This window comes from Streptomyces sp. NPDC093600, from assembly GCF_044764755.1.
Taxonomy (GTDB): Bacteria; Actinomycetota; Actinomycetes; order Streptomycetales; family Streptomycetaceae; genus Streptomyces.
In genome coordinates this window covers 177,209-199,391 of record NZ_JBIWIU010000010.1, presented here as the reverse complement: position 1 = coordinate 199,391, position 22,183 = coordinate 177,209, and the positions used below count along the sequence as shown (strand labels likewise).

Genomic DNA, 22,183 nt, shown 5'->3' with positions numbered 1-22,183 from the left:
ACCGAAGCCGCTGCCGCGCTCGGCCGAGGCCCCGTCCTGGGGAGCAGTCGGTCACCCCGTACGCGCCGGGAGGGTGTCCTTGGCGACCAGCCTGGGGCCGGAGTAGCACAGGCGGTACAGATCGGCCTGATCCAGGAGGCTGCCGCTCGAACGGTAGAAGTCGCAGCTGGTTCCGGGCGGTCGGGGCGCGGCCCTGGCCTCGTCCGGGGGGTACGGGAAGGGCTGGGGCGGGAGGAGGTGGGCGACGTCGGCGCGTGACCGGCCGACGCGCATCTCCTCGTAGTGGGAGGGCGGCAGAACACTCGTGGTGAGCTGGTGGGCCAGATAGGCCGCCGCGGGGAGGAAGACCACCGCGGCCAGCGCCGGGGCCGCGAAGACGGCCGCGAACCGGCGGCGGGCGCTGCGCTGTACGTGCCTCAGCCGGCGGGCCGCTTCGGGTGCCGCGCCACCGGTCGCGTCCTCCGCGCGAGCGCTCGTCGTACCGCGCGGGGACCACGGTTGGAAGGTGTCCTCGTCGGGCCGGTGCCGTGGTGCCGCCTGGGGGGCCGTGTGGTGCGGCAGGGTGGCACTGACCAGGAAGCCGCCCTCGTACGGGCCGGTCCACAGGGTGCCGCCGAGGACCGTCACGCGTTCGCGCAGTCCCGCAAGGCCGCTGTTGCTGCCCGCCGTGCCGGGCAGCCCGCGGTCGGCCGAGCCGGCGTCGGGCGAATCGTCCTCGGGCGTACCGGAGTCGACGACGCGTACGCGCGTGTGGTCGGTGTCGTGCGTGATGGTGACCCGTACCGTGCTGCCCGGGGCGTGCTTGGTTGCGTTCGTGAGCGCTTCCCGCACCAGCCGGTACACGGCCCGTTCGATCAGGGACGAGGGCGGGGGGACGGGGCCCTCGCGCTCCCAGCGCACGCGGACTCCGGAGGCGACCGCGCGGCCGAGGAGTGCCTCGACGGTGTCGGCAGCGGGCGGGTCCCCCGCCGAGCGGGGTTCGTCACGCAGGACGGTGACGGTCTCCCGCAGTTGGTCGACGGCGTCCGATATCGTCCTGCGCAGCTCGGCGACGTCGGCGCGGTCCTCGGGGGCGAGTGTGGGCGAGAGCTCCAGCGCTCCGGCGCGCAGGGCGACCAGGCTCAGCACGTGCCCCAGCGAGTCGTGCATGTCGGCGGCGATGTCCGCGCGCTCGGTGAGCCTCGCCCGCTCCGCGACGAGATGCTGCTGCTCCTCAAGGCTGCGGGCCAGCTGCCATCCTCCCCGTACGAGCTCCCTCCGGCCGCGCCAGTAGCGGCCGGCGAGCCAGGGCAGGAGGAGTGCGGCGGGCAGCACCGTCATCGTGTAGAACCACCACACCGCGGGGGCCCGCAGTACGGCGCAGAGGGCGAGGTCGACCGCCAGGCAGCCGGCGAGCACGAGCAGCGGGGTGCGGTCCTCGGCGGTGCGCGCCCCCAGCAGGCAGCTGAGCCCGGCCAGCGCCAGGACGTAGGCGTTCGCGGGGCTCGCCGTACCGGTCAGGCCGAGGGCGCACAGCGCGTTGGCCAGGAAGACGGCTGCTCCCGGCCGGCGCCCGGAGAGGAGGACCGCGACGGCCAGCAGCAGGATGGGAAGCACCAGGTGGAGTGTGATCGGCGAGACCGGGTGGCTTCGGGACCACAAGACGCCCGCGGTGCTGAAGGCGGCCCAGAGAGCCGTGCCGCCGGCCGCCGACTTCAGCCGTGTGCGGGTGAGGCGTCGCATGGTGCGTCGTGTTCTCTCTTCCGTGGGTGCGGTGCGTGCCGTCATCCGCCTGACGCTACGTCACGGTCCGTCGGCGGAGAGCGGGCGGCCCTGGGGTGCTCAGGGCCGGGGTCAACGGCCGGGCGGGTAAAGGCCCGGGGCCAAAGGCCGGGCGGGCAAGGACCCGCCCGGGCCCGGGTGTTCAGGCGTCACGGCGGCGCAGCCGGTACAAGCCGGCCAGCTGGGCGGCGAGCGTCCAGGCGCCGAGGACCGCGACCGCCACGATCGGTGGGTACGGAGCGTCGGCGCTGTCCCGCATGAAGTGGAGGCCCGCGCTGTGCGGCAGCCAGTCGTTGACGGTGAGCAGGACGGGACCGCCCAGCCCCACCAGCATGCTCGGCATGGCCCACAGCAACGTGAAGAGCACGGTCAGCGCTCCGGCGGCGTGCCGCGTGGCGAAGGACGCTCCCACGGTGAGCACGGCCACGAGGGCGTAGTAGAGGCCGACAGCCAGGGCCTGGCCCGCGGCCGTGCCGGCGTCGAACGACGCGTGGCCGGAGAACGGGCCCCAGGCCGCCACCATGCCCACCGCGGCGGACACCGTGCCCGCGGTGAAGGAGACCACGCCGGCGACCAGCGCCTTGGTCAGCTGCAGTCGCCACCGCACCGGTACCCACAGCAGGGACGCGCTCATGCTGGTGGTCGTGTACTCACCCGTGACCGTGATCGTGGCGAGAATGACCACGGCGAACTGGACGAGCACGGTGGAGGAGACCGCCGCGTCGCCGACCGGCTGGACGGCGTGCTCGTTGATGCGGGCGATCGAGCCGTAGTAGAAGGTGAACACCCCGGTCGCCGGCAGGGCCGCGAGGAGGCACACGTACGACGTACGGACCGACCACAGTTTGGTCCACTCGGCGGCGAGCGCGCCGGCGAACGGGCGGCGGAACGGGCCGGCCGGGCCTGGGCGGGTGTCGCGTCCGGACGTGCCCGTCGTCACTTCGGACGTCATCGCGTCCACCTTCCCGCCTCGGCCGCCGGTGTCGCCGTGGTGGCGGCGGTGGCGGCGGTCGTCGCTGTCATCGCCGTCGTACCCGGGTGGGAAGAGGCGCCGTGCCCCGGCCCGGTCGCATGGTCCGCTTCGTCTCGCTTGTCCGTCGCGTACTCGACGCTGCGGGCCGTCAGTTCCATGTACGCCTGCTCCAGCGAGACCTGCGTCTCGCTCAGCCGATGCAGCCTGACCGAGGAGCTGTGGGCGAGGTCGCCGACCTCCGCGGCGGTCATGCCCTTGACGACGATCTCGTCTCTGCCCGTCGACTCCACCTTCACGCCGCCGACCGCCGCGAGACGGCTCACCAGCAGGGACAGTTCCTCGGGCTCGGGCACCCGGACCCGTACGGATGCCAGGGAGCTGCCGGCGAGGAAGTCGGCCATGGACGTGTCGGCCAGGAGCCTGCCCCTGCCGATGATCACGAGGTGATCAGCCGTCAGCTGCATCTCGCTCATCAGATGGCTGGAGAGGAAGACCGTACGTCCCTGGTCGGCCTGGGCCCGCACGAGCTGCCGCATCCAGCGCACGCCGTCGGGGTCGAGACCGTTGACCGGTTCGTCCAGGATCAGGGTGGGCGGATCACCGAGCAAGGCGCCCGCGACGCCGAGCCGTTGGCACATGCCGAGGGAGTACGTCCCGGCGCGGCGTCGCGCCACCTTGGCGAGGCCCACGGCCTCCAGAACCTCGTCCACCCGGCGCACCGGGATGCCGTTGCTGCGGGCCTGCGCGATCAGATGGCTCCGTGCCGACCTGGCCGGATGCCGTGCCTTCGCGTCGAGCAGCGCCCCGACTTCGCGGACCGGGCGGCGAAGGGCCGCGTAGGGCCGGCCGTCGACGAGCGCTCGGCCCCGCGAGGGGTGGTCGAGGCCCAGGATCATCCGCATCGTGGTGGATTTGCCGGCTCCGTTCGGGCCGAGGAAGCCGGTCACCTTTCCTTCCTCGATGTCCAGCGTCAGGTTGTTCACGGCGAGGGTCTCGCCGTATCGCTTCGTAAGCCCTCTGAGGGTGATCACATCGGTTCCTTCGGCGTCCGCGGACTGGGTTTCCCGTACGGCAGCGACGCTAGAAGGGCGGGATGCCGCGGCACATCGGCCGTTCGTCAGCACCTTCCCTTCCCTTCGTCAGGGGTGCGGCCCGCCGCTGGTCGTACTTCTCGCGGCCGCCGCCTCCGGGCCCGCCTCGGGGCCGTAGGCTCGCGGTGTGGAAGAGACGCCCCCCGGCCGGCCGCCGGTCCGCGTCCTCGTGGCGGACGACGAGGCGATGGTCCGGGCCGGCATACGAGCCATCCTGGCCAGGGACCCGCGCACGGACGTGGTCGCCGAGGCCGCCGACGGGCACGAGGCCGTGTCGCTGACGCGCCGGTACCGCCCCGACGTGGTCCTCCTCGACATCCAGATGCCAGGACTGGACGGTCTCACGGCGGCGGCACGGATCCACGAGGCCGTGCCGACGGCCGGTGTGATCATGCTGACGACCTTCGGGGAGGACGACTTCATCAGGCGCGCCCTCGAGGACGGCGCGAGCGGCTTCCTGCTCAAGGCGGACGACCCGCGGGAGCTCCTGAACGGAGTGCGGGCGGTGGGAGCCGGCGGGGCCTATCTCTCGCCGAGAGTGGCCGCACGGGTCATCGCGGGCCTGCGGGCGCACCGGACCGTACGGCATGATCGCCGACTCGATGACCTGACCGAGCGGGAGCGGGAGGTGCTCGCCGGGATCGGCGCGGGGCTCTCCAACGCAGAGATCGCCGCGCGACTCCATCTGGTCGAGGGCACGGTGAAGGCGCACGTGAGCGCCGTCTTCGCGAAGCTCGGCGCACGCAATCGCGTCGAGGCGGCCATCGCGGCCCACGAGGCCGGGGTGAGGACCCGGGAGGAGTAGATCGAGCGCCCCGGTCCGACGGGCAGGCCCCGTCTAACAGTCTCGTCGGGCCGCGGGTCCGCGGCGCGGGCGCGCGTACGGGCTGTGCGCGTCAGGACGCCGTGCGGACCATGTCCGTCACGTTGCGGGTGATCCCCCGAGGGAGGTCAGCCCAGGTCGAGTCGCATCAGGACCCGGGGGTGGCCGGCCAGGACCGAGGTGGTGTCGGCGGCGTAGGTGAACCCGGCGCGTTCGAAGTTCTTCCGGATCCCGGCGTACGCCATCGTCAGGTCGACCCTGGCGTCGCCGTTGTCCAGGGGGTACGCCTCGACCGCCGGTGCGCCTTGGGTACGGGCGAAGTCGACCGCGCCGGCGATCAGGGCGTGCGAGATTCCCTTCTTGCGGTGGCCGGGGCGTACGCGGATGCACCACAGCGACCAGACCGGCAGATCGTCGATGTGCGGGATCTTGCGGTTGCGCGCGAACGAGGTGTCCGCGCGCGGTGCCACCGCGGCCCAGCCGACCGGATCGTCGCCGTCGTAGGCGATCACTCCGGGAGGCGGGCCCGTACGGCACAGCTCGGCGACGTACGCGCCGCGGGCCGGCCCGCGCAGCTCGTTGTTGAGCTTGGAGGGGATCCGGTAGCTCAGGCACCAGCACACATTGGCCCCGGGGGACTTCGGGCCGAGCAGGGTACGGACGTCCTCGAAGACCGTAGCCGGGCGAACCTCGATGGTCATGACACCACGATGTCACGACGTACGGACAACGCGCACCGCGCCGAAGCGCGCCCGGAGGAGCCCCAGCTCGGCCGACGTGCGGAGCTGGGGCTCTCCTCGTGTGCCCCGCATCTGCCGAAGCAATCCGACGGAGCGAGGCGACGACATGGGAGGACGGTCGGCATCGTTCGCCCGGGGCGTCGTCCGCTCAAGTGGGCGGAAGCGCCTACGGTTTCGGGGGCGCGGCGTCAGCGGCCGTAGGCGTCGTGGCACAGGCCGGTGACCCCGGGATCGACGACGCCCTCGGACTGACGGCAGAGGTCCCTCATGTCGTACGTCGAGCGTGGCGCGGCGGGAGTGCGCGCGGGCCGCCGTTTCCGCTTCTTGGCCTGCTTGCTCCCCGCCGGTTTCCCTCGGTCCGGCCCGGCGGTGCGCTTCGGTGCCTTCGGTGTCTTGCGTGGCGCGGACCGCTCGCTGCTCGGCGGCGGCGCGGGTTCGGCGGAGGCGAGTTCCTCGCGGAAGGGTCCCGGTGTCGGCGACGACGGGGGCTCGACGACCGGCTGCGGGGCGGGCGCGCCCGCGGGGCTGAGTCCCGGAGCCTGGCGGTGCGGCGGCCGTGGAGCGGTGCCGTCGACGGACGTACACGCCGTGAGGGTGCCTGCCAGGAGGAGCGGGACAAGGAGAAGGCGGAGGCGCACGTCAGGCCTCCGGTCGAGGACGAGCGAGAGCGCTGCCGGGCGTCTCGGCCGGGTGGCGGCAAGCTCCCTCATCCGGATGCGTCGCGCACCTCTTCAGGTGGGGGTCCGGGCGGGTGTTCTCGTTCTTTCGCATGACCTGACGAACGATCCGGACACACGCCGGGGCACTGCTCCGTCCGGGACTCCCCGCCGCCCTCAGGTCAGTCGGAGGAGTCGTCCCGCTGCGCCGAGGCCGGGCGGAAGCACGCCGTCACCATCTTGCCGTGCCGCTGGCACTTCATCCCCCACTCGTCGGCGAGGGCCTGCACGATGCCCACGCCCCGGCCGGACACCTCGCCGGCGCCCGGGTCGCGCGGTCGGGGCAGGGTCGAGTCGTCGTCGTGGACGCTCACATGGAGGCAGTCGCCGTCCCAGGTCAGCACCAGGTGCGCGTCGCTGTTCGCGTGCACATGGGCGTTGGTGAGCAGCTCGGACACCGTCAGGACGACGGCGTCCACGGTCTCGGGCTCCTCGGCGGCCCACGGCAGCGCCGCCAGGTGCCCCCGTGTCCAGTGCCGTCCTGCCCGCACGCCCCCGGACACGGGGAACGAATGCGCCCAACCCATCGCTTTGACCGCCACTGTCCACACTCCCTTTGCGGCTTGTCGCCGCTTTCCACGTCGGTATCACCGGGAGTGTCGGATACCCGGCATTCCTCCGGACAGGCGTCCCGGGTACGGGCGGTGGCTACGCGGGGGCGCCGGCGGGCGACTCGACGGGCTCCGGCCCCGGCTCCCGCGGCGGCTCGCTGAGCTGTTCGCGCAGATAGTTCCAGACCACGGCGACCAGGGCGGCCACCGGCACCGCGAGCAGGCTTCCCACGATGCCGGCCAGACTGCCGCCCAGCGTCACGGCCAGCAGGACGACCGCCGCGTGCAGGCCGAGACCGCGGCTCTGGATCATGGGCTGGAAGACGTTGCCCTCCAGCTGCTGCACCACGACGATGATCGCGAGCACGATCAGCGCGTCCGTCAGGCCGTTCGACACCAGCGCGATGAGTACCGCGACCAGGCCGGCGAACAGGGCGCCGACGATCGGTACGAAGGCCGACACGAAGGTGAGGACGGCCAGCGGAAGCACGAGGGGGACGCCGAGGATCCAGAGTCCGAGGCCGATGAAGACGGCGTCGAGCAGGCCGACGACGGCCTGGGAGCGCACGAACGCGCCCAGGGTGTCCCAACCGCGGGCGGCGACGATCGGGACGTCGGTGGCGAGCCGGCCGGGGAGCTGGCGGGTGAGCCACGGCAGGAACCGCGGGCCGTCCTTGAGGAAGAAGAACATCAGGAAGAGCGCCAGGACGGCGGTGACCACGCCGTTGAACACGGTGCCCACCCCGGAGACGACGGCCGTGACCACGCTGCCTACGCTGTCCTGGACGCGGGCGATCGCGGCGTCGAACGCGCCGCTGATCTGGTCGTCGCCGATGTTCAGCGGCGGCCCGGCGGCCCATTCGCGGAGCTTCTGGATTCCCTTCACCACACCGTCGGCCAGCTCACCCGACTGAGCGGCGGTCGGCACCGCGATCAGCGCCACGATGCCCGTGGCGACGAGCAGGAACAGCACCATCACCACCGACGCGGCCAGGGCCGGGGGCCACCCACGGGCGCGCAGGAAGCGTGCCACGGGCCAGGTCAGCGTCGTGAGGAACAGGCCGACTATGAGCGGCCAGACGACCGACCACATCCGGCCCAGGAGCCACACGGCCACCGCGGCCATCACCAGGACGACCATCAACTCGATGGACACACGCGCCGCTGTCCGGAGCGCGCGGGCGGCTTTCGTCGAACTCAACATGGCAGACATGGAGGCCACCCTATGGACACCACCGTCCCGCCGTGGGCGCGGGTAGGGTCGCTGACCATGGGCACGCACACGGGGCAGGAGATGATCGCCGTACCGCCGGGGCAGGTCGCTCTGACGGACCGTCGGACGCGACGTACGTGGACGGTCGAGGTCGCCCCCTGCCGACTCGGGGCGTTCCCGGTCACGCAGGGTCTGTACGCGGAGGTCACCGGCCGGTGGCCGGCCGCCGCCCGAGGGGACCGGCTGCCCGTCGAAGGCGTCTCCTGGTGGGACGCGGTCCGGTTCTGCAACGCCCTGTCGGAACGGGAAGGGTTCACGCCGGCCTATCGCCTCGACGACGGCCCCGGCGGCGGCCCGGGCGGCGACGGCGAGTCCGTCGAGTGGGACACCTCGGCGGACGGGTACCGGCTGCCGACCGAGGCCGAGTGGGAGCACGCCTGCCGCGCCGGCACCGGTGGCCCGCGCTACGGGCCGCTCGACGAGATCGCCTGGTACCGCGACAACGCGGGGGAACGCGTACGCGAGGTGGGTGGGAAGCGCCCCAACCCATGGGGATTCCACGACATGCTCGGCAACGTCTGGGACTGGTGCTGGGACCTCTACGATCCCGAGGTCTACGGCACGTACCGCGTGCTGCGCGGAGGCGGCTGGTTCGACGAGCACTGGAGCTGCCGGGCATCAGCGCGGCGCCGCAGTCATCCGACGTTCCAGGTCGACGACGTCGGGTTCCGTCTCGCGCGTTCCGCCGGGCGCCTCGCGCCGCCCCCGGGGTGACGGTCTCCGGAAGGCGGCGGAGGAGCCGCGCCGGTTGAGCGGAGGCTCCGTCAGAAGAACCCGCCCGTACGGTAGTACGCGCCGATCTCCTCCCGGCGCTGCACCTCGGCGAGGTGCTTGTCCGACTGGAACTCCGGCGCGCCCTTGATCTGCTCCTTGGTGAGACCCACGTGGACCGCCTTCTCCTCGAGGTCGACGCGGGTCACCGTGCTCGCCGGGAGCAGTACCTCCTTGCCGAAGATCCACGTTCCGGTGTCCACCACCAGGAAGGCGTTGCCGACTTCGTCGGAGTGCTTGTCGACCTTGCCGATCCGGCCGTCCGTCGCCTCCACCTTCCACCCGGTCAGGTCCGTCCCCGGAAGGTGGCCCGAAGACGGCCCGTAGCTCCACACGTGCTCGGTCATGCGCACATCACTCCTCGTCCGAAGGTGAGAGCGCACCGCGTTTCCGGCGGCACGCTGTCGGCGTCGGGAATCCCGTGCCCGGGAAACTCCGCCGCACACCCGTCGTTCGGGTGCGCATGGCCCACCCGTTCCAGGGCATATGGGGTGCGCTCACTCAACGGAGAGGTAACCATGGCAGCGGAATCGTCGGCGGCCTCTGTGCCCGCCTCCACCGGCACCGTCACCACCGCCGTTCCGGCCCGTCTGGACCGGCTGCCGTGGTCGCGGTGGCACTGGATGATCGTGATCGGTCTCGGCACGGTCTGGATCCTGGACGGACTGGAAGTCACGATCGTCGGCAACGTCGCCGGCCGTCTCGCCGAGGAAGGCAGCGGCCTGGCCATCAGCTCGGCGCAGGTCACCGGCGTCGCCGCCGCCCTGTACGTGGCGGGTGCCTGCTTCGGCGCCCTCTTCTTCGGCAGGCTGACCGACCGGTACGGACGCAAACGCCTCTTCATGGTCACCCTGGCCGTCTATCTGGCCGCCACCGCGCTGACCGCGCTGTCGTTCGAGTCCTGGTGGTTCTTCCTCTTCCGGTTCCTCACCGGCTTCGGTATCGGCGGCGAGTACGCCGCCATCAACTCCGCGATCGACGAACTGATCCCGTCGCGGTACCGCGGGCGGGTCGACCTCATCATCAACGGGAGTTACTGGCTGGGCGCGATCGGCGGGGCCCTGCTGTCCATCGTGATGCTGGACACCGACATCTTCGCCAAGGACCTCGGCTGGCGGCTCAGCTTCGCTCTCGGCGTCGTGCTCGGCCTGGTGATCCTGCTGGTCCGTCGGCACGTTCCGGAGAGTCCCCGGTGGCAGTTCATCCACGGATACGGCGATGACGCCGAGAAGCTGGTGTCGTCCGTCGAGCGGGAGATCGAGCGGGAGAAGGGTGAGCCGCTGCCGCCGCCGGCCCGCGAGATCACCATCCACCAGCGCAAGAGCATCGGCTTCGGCCTCATCGCCAGGACGGTCTTCGGCCGCTATCCGCGCCGCGCGGTCCTCGGTCTCTCGCTCTTCATCGGCCAGGCGTTCCTCTACAACGCCATCACCTTCGGCTTCGGCGCCATTCTGACCACGTTCTTCGACGTGCCGACCGGCCACACCGGCTACTACTTCGCGGTCATCGCCGCCGGCAACTTCATCGGCCCGCTGCTGCTCGGCAAGCTCTTCGACACCGTCGGCCGCCGGATCATGATCTCGGGGACGTACCTGCTCTCGGGTCTGCTGCTGTTCGGCACCGCGTGGCTCTTCGACCGGGGGTCGCTGACGGCCACGACGCTGACGGCCTGCTGGTGCGTGGTGTTGTTCTTCGCGTCGGCGGGCGCGTCGAGCGCGTATCTGACGGTCTCCGAGGTCTTCCCCATGGAGACCCGCGCGATGGCCATCGCCTTCTTCTACGCGCTGGGCACGGCGGCCGGCGGTATCAGCGGCCCGCTCATCTTCGCCGACCTCACCGCGTCCGGCGTGGTCGGGGAGACGGTCCTCGCCTTCCAGATCGGTGCCGCACTGATGTGCGCGGCGGGAGTCGTGGCCGCGTTCCTGGCGGTGAACGCGGAACAGCGCTCCCTGGAGGACATCGCCGAACCGCTGTCGGTGGCACGGGAGAGCGCCGCTCCGACGGCCGCGACGACCGGGCCGGCAACGGGTGATGGCCGGATGTGACAGACAGCCGTCATTGCGGCCATGCCGGGCCACCGTGACCATGGACGCATGCCCACTCCCCACCGTGTCGTCATCGCGGTCTTCCCCGATGTCGATCTGCTCGATGTCACCGGCCCGGCCGAGGTGTTCGCCCTGGCCAACCGGGAGACCGGTGGCCGACCCGTGTACACGGTCCGCCTTGCGGGCCCCGACGCGGGACCGGTGGTGACGTCGGCCGGAGTACGCCTCCTCGCGGACACGACCTTCGCCGAGGTGGGGGCCGCGGTGGACACATTGCTGGTTCCCGGCGCGGTGGACCTGGGCCCGGAAGGTCCGGTGGCCCGGGTCGACGACACCGTGGTGGAGTGGGTGAGGGCCACGGCGCCGTACGCGCGGCGGATCGCGTCCGTATGCGTGGGCGCCCATGTGCTCGCGGCGGCCGGGCTGCTCGACGGGCGGCGGGCGACCACCCATTGGTCGACGGCGGCGCAGCTCGCGGCCGACCACCCGCGGGTCCGGGTCGACGCCGACCCGATCTTCGTCCGCTCCGGCCGGGTGTGGACCGGGGCGGGCATCAGCACCTGTATGGACCTGGCGCTCGCATTGGTGGCCGAGGACCACGGTGAGGAACTGGCCCTGGCCGTGGCCCGGCAGCTGGTGATGTACCTCAGGCGGCAGGGCGGGCAGAGTCAGTTCAGCGTGCCACTGAGCCGGCCCGCGGCGGCCCGCAGGGACATCGACGAGCTGCGGGTGTTCATCACCGAGCACCTGGACGGCGATCTGTCGGCGCCCGCGCTGGCGGAGCGCATGTGTCTGAGTGAGCGTCACTTCGCGCGGGTCTTCCGTCAGGAGACCGGCACCAGCCCGGCCGCCTATGTGGAAGCCGCCCGGGTCGAAGCCGCCCGTCGTCTCCTCGAGACCACCGATCAGCCGCTGGAGCGGATCGCTGCGACCAGCGGGCTGGGCTCGGTGGAGACGCTGCACCGGGCGTTCCGCAAGCAGATCAACACCACCCCGGCGTCCTACCGGCGCCGTTTCCGTACCGCTTCCTGACCCCCGGCGCGACGAGTCCGCCGCGACCGCGGTCTCGCCATGCCTGTTGACGATCCGAAAGGTCTCTTTCCTCCATGAATGCCTCCGTGTCCCTGCGTGACGTCATCGGTCTCGACGCCACGCTCCCCCGCCTCGCCGAGACCACCCTGATCATGATCGATTTTCAGAACACCTACCGCACCGGTGTCATGGCCCTCGACGGTGTCGAGCCCGCCCTGGCCGCCGGGGCCCGGCTGCTCGCCGCCGCTCGCGCGGCCGGCGCGCCGGTCGTCCACGTCGTCAACGACGGGGGCGAGGGCACCCCGTACGACATCCGTGCCGAGATCGGCGCCATCAGTCCCGAAGTGGCGCCCGCCGACGGCGAGACGGTCGTGGTCAAGCGGTTCCCCGACTCCTTCCACCGCACCGACCTGGAGAAGACGCTGCGCGACCTCGGCGCCGGACCCGACCTGGTGCTGGCCGGTTTCATGACCCACATGTGCGTCACCTTCACCGCGCAGGGCGCCTTCAACCTCGGCTACCGGCCCACCGTCGTCGCCGAGGCGACCGCCACCCGCTCACTGACCGCGCCCGACGGCAGCACCGTGCCCGCCGCCCTCCTCCAGAAGGGAAGCCTGACCACCATCACGGACCTCTTCGGCACGGTGGCCCCCACCGTCGGGCACCTCACCACCTGACCGGGCCGGCGGCGCGCTCCGGGACGCCGGCCCGTCGGTGGAACGTCCGCCGGTAGGTGGTGGGCGACATGCCGACGATCCGGGCGAAATGCGCCCGCAGACTGGCCGGCCCGCCGAAACCGCAGGTCTCCGCTATCCATCCGATGGGCCGGTCGCTGGTCTCCAGGTACTGCTGGGCCCGGCGCACCCGCTGCTGCAGCAGCCAGCGCAGGGGCGACATCCCGAGCGCTTCGGCGAACCGGCGCTCGACGGTGCGCACGCTGACATGGGCCCGGGCGGCCAGGTCGGCACTGGACAGCGGCAGGTGCAGCTGTTCCCCGGCCCATTCCAGCAGGCCGGCCAGCCAGTCGTCGCGGGCCCCCGGTGAGACCGGGCGGTGGTACTGGGCCTGTCCGCCGTCCCGGTGCGGCGGGGTGACCAGACGGCGGGCCAACTCGGCGGCCACCGCGGCCCCGTGGTCGACCCGTACCAGATGCAGACAGGCGTCGATGCCGGCCACCGTGCCCGCGGAGGTGATGACGTCGGCGTCCTCGATGTAGAGCACGGACGGGTCGACCCGGACGGCGGGGTGGCGGCGGCTCAGCTCCTCCGCGTGCAGCCAGTGGGTGGTGGCCCGGCGTCCGTCCAGCACCCCGGCGGCGGCCAGGACGAAAGCGCCGGAGCAGATGGACAGGATCCGCGTCCCGCGCCGGTACGCCTCCCGGACGACGTCCACCAACTCCGCGGGCGGATCCTCGTGGACGTTCGTACACGCCGGGACGACGAGCGTGTCCGTCGCCTCCGGGTCCCACCCGGGGCCGTCCGGGGTAAGGGTGAATCCCGGGGTCAGCCGCACCGGCGCGCCCCCGACCGGGACCACCGAGAACTCGTACCACGGATCGGCCAGGTGCGGCCGGTCCACGCCGAAGACCTGGCAGGGGACGGCTGCTTCGAAGATCGGCATGTCGTCGGTGACGGCCATGACGACGCGATGGGCGCGCATGACGCGAACCTAGCGCAGCGTGTCGCCGCGGACGGTGGCCCCCCGTGCCGGCACCCAGCAGGATCGGGGCGAGCCCCCGACGACTGGAGAATCCCTGATGACGCGGACGAACGACCGTCCCCACCCCTCGCGCACGAAGCCGGTGATCGCGGTGTTCGGCGCCTACGGGCACACCGCCCGGTTCGTGACGGCGGAGCTGCTGAAGCGCGGGTGGACGCCCGTACTGTCCGGCCGGGACGCGGCGAAGCTGGAGGCGGCCGTCGCCGGTCTCCCCGGCGTGGAGACGAGGGTCGCCTCGGTCGACACGCCGGCCTCGCTCGACCGCGCGATCGCCGGCGCGGCAGCGGTGATCAACTGCGCCGGGCCGTTCGGCGACACCTCGCCCCCGCTGATCGAGGCCGCCCTGCGCGCCGGGATCCACTACCTCGACGTCACGGGCGAGACGCTGGTCGCGGCCGACACCTTCGACACCTATCGGAACGACCCCCGGGTGAAGGAGGCGGGCATCGTGGTGGCACCTGCGATGGCGTTCTACGGCGCGTTGGGCGACCTTCTCGCCACCGCGGCGATGGGCGACTGGGCCGCCGCCGACGCGCTCTCGGTCGCCGTGGCCCTGGACAGCTGGCACCCGACTCGGGGAACGCTGCTTGCCGGCCGGCGCCGGGCCGGACGGCGGGTGGTCTTCTCCGACCACCGGCTGCGGGTCCTCGCGGGCGACGAGCCGCCGCCGCAAGGCGAGTGGACCTTCGCCGAGCCGTTCGGGCGCCAGGACGTCGTGGGGCAGTTCTCCACCACCGATGTGATCACCATCTCCCAGCACCTGGACACCGCGAGGATCGACACGTTCCTGAACACCGCCCCGCTGAAGGACCTCGGCGACCCGGAGACCCAGGGCCCTCGGGCTGCTGACGCCGACGGCCGGTCGTCCCAGGTCTTCCTGGTCGAGGTCGTGGTCCGGCGGGGCTCCGAGGAGCGGCGGGCGTCGGCCCGCGGCCGCGACATCTACGCCGTCACCGCGCCGATCGTGGTCGAGGCCGCCGAGTGGATCCTGACCGGCCGCACCCGGGCCACCGGTGTCGTCACCGCCGGGGAGGTCTTCGACGCCGAGGACTTCCTGCGCGCCCTGCCTCTGGACGGCCTTTCGCTGGGCGGCGAGGGGTAGCCGGCGGCGTCAGGTGAGGCGCCGGCGGTCCTCATCGGTCCATTTGCTGGTGTCGCGCGGTTCGACGTAGGGCTCCTCGTGCTCCGGATGGCCGCCGAGAATGGCGCGCTCGCGGGAGAGTTCCGCGTCGAACTCCAGGCCCAGGAGGATGGCAAGGTTGGTGAGCCAGAGCCACACCAGGAAGATGATCACTCCGGCGAGGGTGCCGTAGGTCTTGTTGTAGGAGCCGAAGTTCGCCACGTAGAAGGCGAAACCGGCCGAGGCGAGCAGCCAGATCACCACGGCGATGGCGCTGCCGGGAGTGACCCAGGTGAAGCCGCGGCCCTTGGCGTTGGGCGCGGCCCAGTAGAGCAGCGCCACCATCAGCATGACCAGGACGACGAGCACGGGCCACTTCGCGATGGACCAGACGGTCATCGCCGTGTCGCCGACGCCGAGGGCCGTGCCGATCTGCCGGGCGATGCCGCCGGAGAGGACGACGATCAGCGCACTCGCGCACGCCATGATCATCAAGGCCACGGTCACACCGATCCGCACCGGCAGCACCTTCCACGCCGGCCGGCCCTCGGGCAGGTCGTAGACGGCGTTGGAGGAGCGGATGAAGGCGGCCACGTATCCGGAGGCCGACCACAGCGCCACCAGCAGGCCGACGACGGCCAGGACGGAGCCGATCCCGGCGCTGCCCTGCAGCTGGTCCACCGCGTTGGTGATGATGTCCCGTGCGGCGCCCGGCGCCAGCTGCTGGAGGTTGTCGAGCACCTTCCGCGTGGTGTCCCGGCCTGCGATGCCCAGGAGGGAGACCAGCACCAGCAAGGCCGGGAAGAGGGCCAGGACGCCGTAGTAGGTCAGGGCGGCGGCCCGGTCGGTGAGCTCGTCGTCCTTGAATTCCCTGAGCGTCCGGCGCAGGACCTGACCGAAGGATTTGCCCGACAGCTCGGTCGGCCGGTCCGGGGCCTCGCGCTCCACGTCCCGACCGGGGCCGGGTTCGTCGCTCCCGCCGGTGGCCGGCCCGGGCTCGCCGTCACCCTCACGTTGTGGCTCAAAACGGTTCATACCCACCGTATGACCCACGCGGCAGGGGGAAAACATACGGGGAGGCCGGTGGCGGCGCCCGGCCCGCCCCGCCACCGGCCCGACCGGTCGGCGCAGACACCCCCGCCGCCGCGCGCGTCATCTCGCTCCGGCCGCCTTCCGTCCCGCACACTGTCAGGGCGCGCCGGCCCTTCGAGCCGAGCCGCGCATACGTGACGGGAGGCAGACCCTGTTCATCAGCCACACCCTCGACAACGGCATCCTGCGTGTGAGGATCCACCAGAACCTCGACGTCACGAACCGTGCGGCCGCCGCGCTGCAGATCGAAGCCCTCGTCCACGCCCATCGCCCCGCCGAGGTGACCGTGGAACTGCCCACGAGCGAGCCGTCCCCGGCGACGCTCAGTGCCGTCGCCCGCGCCCGCCGCATGTGCCAGAGCATCGGCGTGTCCTTCGCCCTGAGCGGCCCCGGCGCTCCCCCGGCCGATCGCGACGCGGGGCAGGCACCCCAGCGGCTCGAGTTCGGCGCCCGCCGCGACCATTGACCCCGTACGGGGGTGAGTGGCCGGCCCGGAGGACCGCAACGTACCGTGTGCTCCGGGGTGTTGGCGAGGTGCGGGCGGGGGAAGGAAAGCCATGGTTCCGGGGACGGTGCAGCAGCTGACCATTCTGCTGATCCTGGTGCTGCCCGGCGTCTTCTACCAGGCCGTACGCGAGCATCTGCGCGGGGCGGTCGCCGCCGAGCAGGAGCCGCAGAACCGGCTGGTGCGCGCGATCGCGGCGGGGGCGCTGCTCGACGCCGTGTACGCGGTGGCCGCGGGGCCGTGGCTGGTCGACCTGCTCGTGGGAAACGGAGCGGGTCCGCTCGCGGGGGCGTCGTCGCGGCCTCGGGAGGCGGGGCTCGCCGCGCTGCTCCTGGTGGTCCTGGTGCCGGCGGGGATCGCGTGGGCGGAGGCGGCGTGGGGCAGGCGCCGCAGGCGGGCGCGGTACGAGCCGACGCCCACGGCCTGGGACGCGCTCTTCCGTGACCGCGGGTCCTGTTTCGTACGGGCGCGCATGAAGAACGGTCTGTGGGTGGGCGGCTGGCTGGGAACGCGGTCGGCCGTGTCGGCCTTTCCCCAGCAGGGGGACGTCTATCTGCAGGCTCAGTACCGCATGGGGCCCGACGGCAGGTTCCTCGGGCGGGTGCCGGGGACCGGCGGCGTGTATCTGCGGGCCGCCGACGTCGACGTACTGGAGCTGCTGGACCCGCCCGCGGCGGTTCCCGCACCGGCTCAGGTCCCGGCACAGGTGCAGGCCCCGGTCCCGGCTCACGTACCGGTGCCGCCGGGTGGTTCCGCGGGCGCGGGAGAGGAAGGAGAACAGGGTGACGCAGTACGGACACGGGCCCAGTGACGAGGAGTTGGAGGCGCTGCTCGAGGAGTTCTCCGAGCGCCGCACGTACCGGCCCACCGATGACGTCCCCGAGCCCGAGGACGTGCCGCAGGCTCCCTCGGGCACAGCGATGGGCGACACCGCCGATCCGGTCTGATCGCGACGGAAGACCCTAGGTCGTGTCCGGAAAGTCTCGCCTGGTCTGCGGGCGGACGGCGATACTTTCCGGACACTCCCTAGGGGCCGGTGTGGATGTGCGCGGCCCATAGGTGCGGTGCGTGGGCGAAGCGGGCCCGCAGGGCGCGGACCGGAGCGTGCAGGGCCATGGCCGGGTCGATAGGGCGGTCCCGCGCGAGGTCGTCGGCGAGAGCGGTGTAGAACCGCTCGGTCACGCGGGTGGCCACCTTGTCGGCGACGGGCCAGAGGGTGCTGATCACATGCGGGTACCCGGCCAGTTGGAACGAGGACGCCAGATGCACCGACTCGTCGGGCAGCAGAAGCCCGCCCTGGGCCGTGGAGCACGCCGACAGCACGGCGAGGACCGCCTCGTCGGGACGTTGCGCGGCGGCGTCGAGCGCGGTGAGCCGTCCGTCGTGGAGGATCAGGCCGCTCGTCGAGGGCTCGATCGGGTCGCTGACGCCGTGGCAGCTGAAGTGGACCCAGGGGCGGGCGGGCAGTTCGCGGCGCACGGCGTCGACGGTGGCCGCCGCGCCGGCCAGTTCGACCGCCCCGGGGAACAGCTCGCGCAGCAGCCGCGCTTCGTGGGACGCGCCCGGCAGCGGGTTGGCGCCCGGGGTCTCGGCGAGGGTGACGACCAGCGGGGCGGGGTGGGACGTGGCGGCGGTGGCGGGGGCGCGCCGGGCGCGGACCAGGGCGCGCAGGGTGGGTGTGTACGAGGAGACGACGCGGTCCATGACGCTCTCGGCGGAGCCGGGGCGCGTCCGGCCGGCGGCGTGCAGCGGCAGGAAGGACAGCCATCCGGTGGGGCACCACCACAGCCGGGTCCACGGTTCGTCGTCGATCGGGGTCGTGCGCAGGCCGAGCCGGTCGAGGACCGGGTCGGCGACGGCGTCCCACAGCCATTCCAGGGTGTCGGAGAGCGCCCGCATCGCGACGAGGGCCTCGGGGGCGGCCGTGGCCGTGTAGGCGTCGTCGACGGCGACGAGGAAGTCCGCGGCGCGGGTGACGGCTTCGGCCGGGGTGAGGGCGGGCAGGGGTACGACGTCGATGCCCCCGTCCGGGGTGACGACGAGCGCGTCGGAGCGGTACTGGCTGACGTTGACCACGACGACGGGGCCCGCGGCGCCCGCGGTGAGCAGTTCCGGCACCGGCGGCGGGCTCAGGAAGCGTTCCAGGCCGGGGATGCGGCGGATCCGGTCGAGCAGGTCGTCCCAGTCGCGGGCGAGTGCGTGCCGTGACTCGGCGGGCAGCCCGGTGTCGTCCTCGGCGGGTCGGCGGCCGGGGGCGGTGAGGTCGGTGCGGATGCCCGCGGGACGGGGCGGGGGCACGCTCAGGGCGTCGCGGACCCGCTCGAACTCGTCGGCCAGGGCGGGGTCGGCCGCACGCAGCCGGGAGAGGTCGCCACGGGCCTCCAGGCCCTGGGCGAGCAGCACGCCGCGGCCCTGTTCGAGGAGGGTGAGGGCGGCCACGGGGTCGTTCGCCCGCAGCGCGAGCGCGGCGGCGTCGGAGGCGAGGCCAGCGCCCGCGCCGAGCCGGTCCTCCTGGTCGGTGCGGGCGAGGCTGCGCGGTGCGAGCCGGGGCAGCAGGCCGACGGCGTAGGTGTGAGCGGTGAGCGCCTCGGCGTTCCGGCCCGAGGCGGCCGCCGCGTCGCCCCAGACCCGCGCGGCGAGCAGCCGGACGGTGACCGGTGAGACGGGGTTGTGCGCGGCCTGACTGGCCAGTCGGGTGGCCTCGGCCAGGTCGGCCTGTTCGCCGATCAGGGTGCGCCGCAGCTGGGCCCGTGCGAGAAGCCACTGGGTGCGGGCCTGGTCGGCGTGGCCGTCGGGGACGCGGGCGAGCGCCTCCCGGGCGGCGCTCACCGCCCGGTCGAGGGCGGAGCGGGCGGCCGGGCCGGTCTCGTGGTCGGCGAGTTCGGCGGCGATCACGCAGGTGGCGGCGAGGTTCATCAGGGCGAGGCTACGGCGGGGGTGGTCGTCGTCGAGGCTCGCGACGGCGTCCTCCAGGACGTCGCGGGCCTCGGCGAGTGCGGCGGGGTCCGCGTCCTGGTCCAGGGCGTGGGCGGGGAGGGCGAGGCTGTGCAGGAGGACGCCGAGGTTGACGCGGGCGAGGTCCCGGCCGTGCCGGACGCCGTGCTCGAGGGCGATGGCCTCCCGCAGCAGGCCGGCCGCTTCGTCGGCGTCGGCCTGTTCCCCCGTGTACTCGTACCGGACCCGGAGCGCCTCGGCGAGGTTGGTGAGCACCACGGCCCGCTCGAAGGATGTGGGCGGGCTCTCGTCGACGGCGCGGCGCAGTACGGCCACGGCCTCGGCGAGCCAACTGCGGTCACCGGTGATCCGGACGCGCGTCATCAGTGCGGAGCCCAGGTTCGTGAGGACTCCGCCGACTCCGGTGTGCCGGGCGGACACGGTGGCGGCCGCCTCGCGCAGCATGCCGATCGCGGTGTCCATGAGGGTGTCGTCGGCGGTGTCGACGGCGCGGCCCCACAGGGCGTATCCGTGATCGGTGAGGACGACGGTACGGTCCCCGGGGGTGCGGGCGGCCGCGAGGGCCTCGCGGTAGTGCGTGAACGCCTCGTCGCGCAGCGACTCGTCGTGGGTGTGGCGGAAGCGTTCGACGAGGGCGTTGGCGAGGCCGACCAGGGCGGGGAGCCGGGCCCCGCCCTGGTCATCGGTGGGGTGCTCGGTGGCGTTCCGTGCCGCGGCGACGGCCTGTCGGTGCCAGTGGACGGCCTCTTCGAGCGGAGCGGCGTCTCCGGTGAAGCGGGAGAGCGAGCGCAGGGCGTTGCCGAGGCGGGCCAGGTTGCGGGATCTGCCGGCGCCGGGGGCGCGGGCTGCCTCGCGCAGTACCTCGACGGCCTCCTCCAGCAGTCGGGGGTCGGAGCGGAACTGGGCGAGCTGCTGGAGCGCGTCCCCCAGGTTGCCGAGGCGGTGGGTGCGGTAATGGTCGCCCTGCGCTGTCACCCTGACGGCGTCCCGGTGTGCCTGGACCCCCTCGGCGAGCAGCTCCTCGTCGGCGGTGAGCGAGGCCAGGCCGATGAGGGCGGCGCCGAGGTTGGAGCGGTGCGTGGCCTCCTCGGCCTGGCTGCCGGGGGGCGTGCACGCCACGGCCTGGCGCAGGAGGCGTACTGCCTCGGCGTAGGGGGCCGGGTCGCCGGCTTCGGCGGCGTGTTCCAGGTGGAGGCAGCCGTAGTCGGACAGGTACTCCGAGCGCCGTGGGTCGTCGGGTTCCAGCAGGGCGAGTGCCTGCCGGGCCAGGGCGAGCCCCTCCTCCCGGTCGCGCCGCTCGTCGTCGCGCCGGGCGTCGCGGTCGGTGTCCGGGCCGCCGGCCCCCGGCTTCCCTGCGGGCCGGTCCGTGCGACGGGCGAGCGCCATGCCGAGGGCGAACCGTATTCCGGCTTCGTCGGAGCCTCCGGAGTCGGGCAGCGCCAGGCAGTCCCTGAAGATGCGGATCGCCTCGTCGGCGGCCGCGGCGGCCGCCTCTCCCGTGCCCTGTCCCAGGGCGTCGAGGGCCCTGGCCAGCTTCACCAGGACCCGGACCCGGTCGCGGGAGTGTGCCGGGGTGTCGTCGGCGAGGCGCCGCAGCAGGGCGACGGACTCGGCGAGGGCGTCGGGCCCGCCGACGGCACCGGCGTGCAGCCGCAGCAGATCGGCCAGGTCCACGCCGCGGGTCACTCGCTGCGGTTCGTCGGGCCCGGTGGCGTCCCACGCCTCGCGGGCGCTGTCGATCGCGGCTTCGAGGTCGTCGAGACCGCCCCGGGCGACGTACCGGGAGCGCAGTACCTCGCCCCTGATGTGCAGCGCCCGGACGTGCGCGGGGTGTCCGGGCGGTGCGGCCGCCAGGGCGTCGCGCGCGGCGTCGTGGGCGGCGTCGAGGACGTCGGGGTTTCCGGTGCGCAGGATGCGGGCGTTGAGGACGAGGGCGAGGTTGGTGAGGTACAGGGCGCGTTCGACGCGGTTGGGTGCCGCGTCGGCGGCTCGCCTGCAGAGGTCGATGCCTTCGTCGAAGAGGGCGCTGGGGTCGGTGCCGTCGGAGTGTTGTTCCGTGGTGGTCCCGGGCGCGAGGGAGAGAACGACCAGCGCTGTCCCCAGGTCCGCCAGGTGACCGGCGGGTGGCGGCCCGTCGTCCGGCTCGGCTGCCAGGGCCTGGCGCAGGACGGTCACGGCTTCGGGCAGGAGCGTGGTGTCCTCGAGCCGCACCGCCGCGGTGACCAGCGCGGAGCCGAGCTGCGCGAGGTGAAGGCCGTGGTAGAGGTCGCCCGGTTCGCTGATCCGCATCGTGTGCCGCAGCTCGGTCACGCTCTCCCGCGCCGTGGCCGGGTCCGCCGTCGCCTCCGCCCAGTGCCGCAGGACGAACCCCAGGTTGCCGTGGCGGCGCGCCTGTTCCTCCCGTTCGCCGGGTGCGGCGGCCACCGCGGCGCGGCTGTGTTCCACGGCCTCCGCCAGTACGGCGTGACCGGCACCGTCCCGGAACGCGTAGAGGCACGCCAGGCCGAGGTCGGACACACAGGTGCCCTGTTCGGCGCTGCCGGGCGGGAAGCCCTGGACGGCGTGGCGCAGCAGGGCGGCGGCGAAGGGCAGCGCCGCGGGATGGCGGCGCTGCTGGTAGAGGACGAGGATCGCGGCGCCCGCCTGGTAGGCGTCGGCCGGATCGGTGTCCGCTCCGGCGGGTTCGCCCGCGAGGAGGGCCAGGAGCGGAAGGAGGAGGGGCGGTACTCTCTCGGGATCGGCCTGGTAGACGTCGAGGAAGCAGAGCACGGCCGAGCCGAACGCCGCCGTGTCCGCACCCTCGCCGGCGAGATACCGGCAGAAGTCGTAGTACCCGATCGCGTGGACGCCGGCGAGCAGGACGTTCCCGTCCGGCAGCTGGGCGTCGCGGCGCACGTCGTCGGCGGCCGCCGCTGCCTCGCCGGTCAGGAACCAGCGCAGCGCCTCGGGATCGTCGTCCACCCGCCTGACGCGGTCCAGAATGATCTCCGCCGTGTCCTCGACCGTCACGTCCCTG

The 22,183-nt window shown here is 72.9% G+C and carries 20 protein-coding genes; 9 read left to right on the top strand and 11 right to left on the bottom strand.

The window, feature by feature from the left end; genetic code table 11:
* Positions 1–51: 51 nt before the first annotated feature.
* The 3 genes from ACIRB4_RS24170 to ACIRB4_RS24160 all read right to left on the bottom strand — a co-directional run bounded on the left by ACIRB4_RS24170 (position 52) and on the right by ACIRB4_RS24160 (position 3,765).
* A complete protein-coding gene (locus ACIRB4_RS24170) occupies positions 52–1,596 on the bottom strand; it encodes a sensor histidine kinase (protein WP_403294227.1) in 1,545 nt (514 codons plus the stop codon).
* 307 nt (positions 1,597–1,903) lie between these two features.
* Positions 1,904–2,713, bottom strand: a complete 810-nt coding sequence (locus tag ACIRB4_RS24165; protein WP_403294226.1) for an ABC transporter permease — start codon at positions 2,711–2,713, stop codon at positions 1,904–1,906.
* Positions 2,710–3,765, bottom strand: a complete 1,056-nt coding sequence (locus tag ACIRB4_RS24160; protein ID WP_403294225.1) for an ABC transporter ATP-binding protein — start codon at positions 3,763–3,765, stop codon at positions 2,710–2,712. The genes ACIRB4_RS24165 and ACIRB4_RS24160 overlap by 4 nt, the downstream gene beginning before the upstream one ends.
* Before the next feature lie 187 nt (positions 3,766–3,952).
* On the opposite strand from ACIRB4_RS24160, the gene ACIRB4_RS24155 reads away from it, so the two are divergent.
* The gene (locus ACIRB4_RS24155; RefSeq protein WP_403294224.1) at positions 3,953–4,630 is read left to right on the top strand and encodes a response regulator; all 678 of its coding nucleotides are present in this window, start codon (positions 3,953–3,955) and stop codon (positions 4,628–4,630) included.
* 146 nt (positions 4,631–4,776) lie between these two features.
* On the opposite strand, the gene ACIRB4_RS24150 is transcribed toward ACIRB4_RS24155, so the two are convergent.
* From ACIRB4_RS24150 to ACIRB4_RS24135, 4 genes are all read right to left on the bottom strand, one after another.
* Complete coding sequence (locus ACIRB4_RS24150; protein WP_403294223.1) at positions 4,777–5,349, bottom strand: GNAT family N-acetyltransferase; 573 nt, start codon at positions 5,347–5,349, stop codon at positions 4,777–4,779.
* 227 nt (positions 5,350–5,576) lie between these two features.
* Positions 5,577–6,026, bottom strand: a complete 450-nt coding sequence (locus tag ACIRB4_RS24145; protein WP_403294222.1) for a hypothetical protein — start codon at positions 6,024–6,026, stop codon at positions 5,577–5,579.
* Positions 6,027–6,226: 200 nt separating this feature from the next.
* Positions 6,227–6,646, bottom strand: coding sequence for an ATP-binding protein (locus tag ACIRB4_RS24140; RefSeq protein ID WP_403294221.1), 420 nt, complete (start codon positions 6,644–6,646; stop codon positions 6,227–6,229).
* Positions 6,647–6,752: 106 nt separating this feature from the next.
* Entirely contained in the window at positions 6,753–7,868 is a 1,116-nt protein-coding gene (locus ACIRB4_RS24135; protein ID WP_403294220.1) for an AI-2E family transporter, read from the bottom strand.
* Between the two features lie 57 nt (positions 7,869–7,925).
* Here ACIRB4_RS24135 and ACIRB4_RS24130 point away from each other — a divergent pair, with 57 nt between their 5' ends.
* The gene (locus ACIRB4_RS24130; RefSeq protein WP_403294322.1) at positions 7,926–8,642 is read left to right on the top strand and encodes a formylglycine-generating enzyme family protein; all 717 of its coding nucleotides are present in this window, start codon (positions 7,926–7,928) and stop codon (positions 8,640–8,642) included.
* A 50-nt stretch (positions 8,643–8,692) separates the two neighbouring features.
* Here ACIRB4_RS24130 and ACIRB4_RS24125 read toward each other — a convergent pair whose 3' ends face one another.
* Complete coding sequence (locus ACIRB4_RS24125; RefSeq protein WP_403294219.1) at positions 8,693–9,046, bottom strand: PRC-barrel domain-containing protein; 354 nt, start codon at positions 9,044–9,046, stop codon at positions 8,693–8,695.
* Positions 9,047–9,217: 171 nt separating this feature from the next.
* On the opposite strand from ACIRB4_RS24125, the gene ACIRB4_RS24120 reads away from it, so the two are divergent.
* The 3 genes from ACIRB4_RS24120 (at position 9,218) to ACIRB4_RS24110 (ending at position 12,453) form a co-directional block, all read left to right on the top strand.
* Positions 9,218–10,744 carry an MFS transporter gene (locus ACIRB4_RS24120; RefSeq protein WP_403294218.1) on the top strand — a complete coding sequence of 509 codons (1,527 nt, stop codon included), beginning with the start codon at positions 9,218–9,220 and terminating at the stop codon, positions 10,742–10,744.
* Positions 10,745–10,792: 48 nt separating this feature from the next.
* Positions 10,793–11,776 (top strand): GlxA family transcriptional regulator, encoded by a 984-nt coding sequence (locus ACIRB4_RS24115; RefSeq protein WP_403294217.1) that lies wholly within the window; start codon positions 10,793–10,795, stop codon positions 11,774–11,776.
* Positions 11,777–11,850: 74 nt separating this feature from the next.
* On the top strand, positions 11,851–12,453 hold the full coding sequence (locus ACIRB4_RS24110) for an isochorismatase family protein (protein WP_403294216.1): 603 nt from the start codon (positions 11,851–11,853) through the stop codon (positions 12,451–12,453).
* Here the strand turns inward: ACIRB4_RS24110 and ACIRB4_RS24105 are convergent.
* Positions 12,443–13,435 (bottom strand): GlxA family transcriptional regulator, encoded by a 993-nt coding sequence (locus tag ACIRB4_RS24105; protein ID WP_403294215.1) that lies wholly within the window; start codon positions 13,433–13,435, stop codon positions 12,443–12,445. The genes ACIRB4_RS24110 and ACIRB4_RS24105 overlap by 11 nt on opposite strands.
* A gap of 97 nt (positions 13,436–13,532) precedes the next feature.
* On the opposite strand from ACIRB4_RS24105, the gene ACIRB4_RS24100 reads away from it, so the two are divergent.
* The gene (locus ACIRB4_RS24100) at positions 13,533–14,597 is read left to right on the top strand and encodes a saccharopine dehydrogenase family protein (RefSeq protein ID WP_403294214.1); all 1,065 of its coding nucleotides are present in this window, start codon (positions 13,533–13,535) and stop codon (positions 14,595–14,597) included.
* A 9-nt stretch (positions 14,598–14,606) separates the two neighbouring features.
* On the opposite strand, the gene ACIRB4_RS24095 is transcribed toward ACIRB4_RS24100, so the two are convergent.
* Positions 14,607–15,650 (bottom strand): YihY/virulence factor BrkB family protein, encoded by a 1,044-nt coding sequence (locus tag ACIRB4_RS24095; protein WP_403294212.1) that lies wholly within the window; start codon positions 15,648–15,650, stop codon positions 14,607–14,609.
* Positions 15,651–15,897: 247 nt separating this feature from the next.
* Here ACIRB4_RS24095 and ACIRB4_RS24090 point away from each other — a divergent pair, with 247 nt between their 5' ends.
* The 3 genes from ACIRB4_RS24090 (at position 15,898) to ACIRB4_RS24080 (ending at position 17,159) form a co-directional block, all read left to right on the top strand.
* The gene (locus ACIRB4_RS24090) at positions 15,898–16,173 is read left to right on the top strand and encodes a hypothetical protein (RefSeq protein WP_403294211.1); all 276 of its coding nucleotides are present in this window, start codon (positions 15,898–15,900) and stop codon (positions 16,171–16,173) included.
* Between the two features lie 91 nt (positions 16,174–16,264).
* On the top strand, positions 16,265–17,023 hold the full coding sequence (locus tag ACIRB4_RS24085) for a DUF6338 family protein (protein WP_403294210.1): 759 nt from the start codon (positions 16,265–16,267) through the stop codon (positions 17,021–17,023).
* Entirely contained in the window at positions 16,995–17,159 is a 165-nt protein-coding gene (locus ACIRB4_RS24080) for a hypothetical protein (RefSeq protein WP_403294209.1), read from the top strand. Before ACIRB4_RS24085 ends, ACIRB4_RS24080 begins: the two co-directional genes overlap by 29 nt.
* Positions 17,160–17,238: 79 nt before the next feature.
* On the opposite strand, the gene ACIRB4_RS24075 is transcribed toward ACIRB4_RS24080, so the two are convergent.
* Complete coding sequence (locus ACIRB4_RS24075) at positions 17,239–22,176, bottom strand: CHAT domain-containing protein (protein ID WP_403294207.1); 4,938 nt, start codon at positions 22,174–22,176, stop codon at positions 17,239–17,241.
* Between the last annotated feature and the right edge of the window lie 7 nt (positions 22,177–22,183).

What these genes read in the sequence shown, in the direction of transcription:
- ACIRB4_RS24165 (WP_403294226.1), bottom strand. Translation starts at nt 2,713, where the DNA reads ATGACGTCCGAAGTGACGACGGGCACGTCCGGACGCGACACCCGCCCA.
- ACIRB4_RS24150 (WP_403294223.1), bottom strand. Translation starts at nt 5,349, where the DNA reads ATGACCATCGAGGTTCGCCCGGCTACGGTCTTCGAGGACGTCCGTACC.
- ACIRB4_RS24135 (WP_403294220.1), bottom strand. Translation starts at nt 7,868, where the DNA reads ATGTCTGCCATGTTGAGTTCGACGAAAGCCGCCCGCGCGCTCCGGACA.
- ACIRB4_RS24130 (WP_403294322.1), top strand. Translation starts at nt 7,926, where the DNA reads ATGGGCACGCACACGGGGCAGGAGATGATCGCCGTACCGCCGGGGCAG.
- ACIRB4_RS24125 (WP_403294219.1), bottom strand. Translation starts at nt 9,046, where the DNA reads ATGACCGAGCACGTGTGGAGCTACGGGCCGTCTTCGGGCCACCTTCCG.
- ACIRB4_RS24120 (WP_403294218.1), top strand. Translation starts at nt 9,218, where the DNA reads ATGGCAGCGGAATCGTCGGCGGCCTCTGTGCCCGCCTCCACCGGCACC.
- ACIRB4_RS24115 (WP_403294217.1), top strand. Translation starts at nt 10,793, where the DNA reads ATGCCCACTCCCCACCGTGTCGTCATCGCGGTCTTCCCCGATGTCGAT.
- ACIRB4_RS24110 (WP_403294216.1), top strand. Translation starts at nt 11,851, where the DNA reads ATGAATGCCTCCGTGTCCCTGCGTGACGTCATCGGTCTCGACGCCACG.
- ACIRB4_RS24105 (WP_403294215.1), bottom strand. Translation starts at nt 13,435, where the DNA reads ATGCGCGCCCATCGCGTCGTCATGGCCGTCACCGACGACATGCCGATC.
- ACIRB4_RS24100 (WP_403294214.1), top strand. Translation starts at nt 13,533, where the DNA reads ATGACGCGGACGAACGACCGTCCCCACCCCTCGCGCACGAAGCCGGTG.
- ACIRB4_RS24095 (WP_403294212.1), bottom strand. Translation starts at nt 15,650, where the DNA reads ATGAACCGTTTTGAGCCACAACGTGAGGGTGACGGCGAGCCCGGGCCG.
- ACIRB4_RS24085 (WP_403294210.1), top strand. Translation starts at nt 16,265, where the DNA reads ATGGTTCCGGGGACGGTGCAGCAGCTGACCATTCTGCTGATCCTGGTG.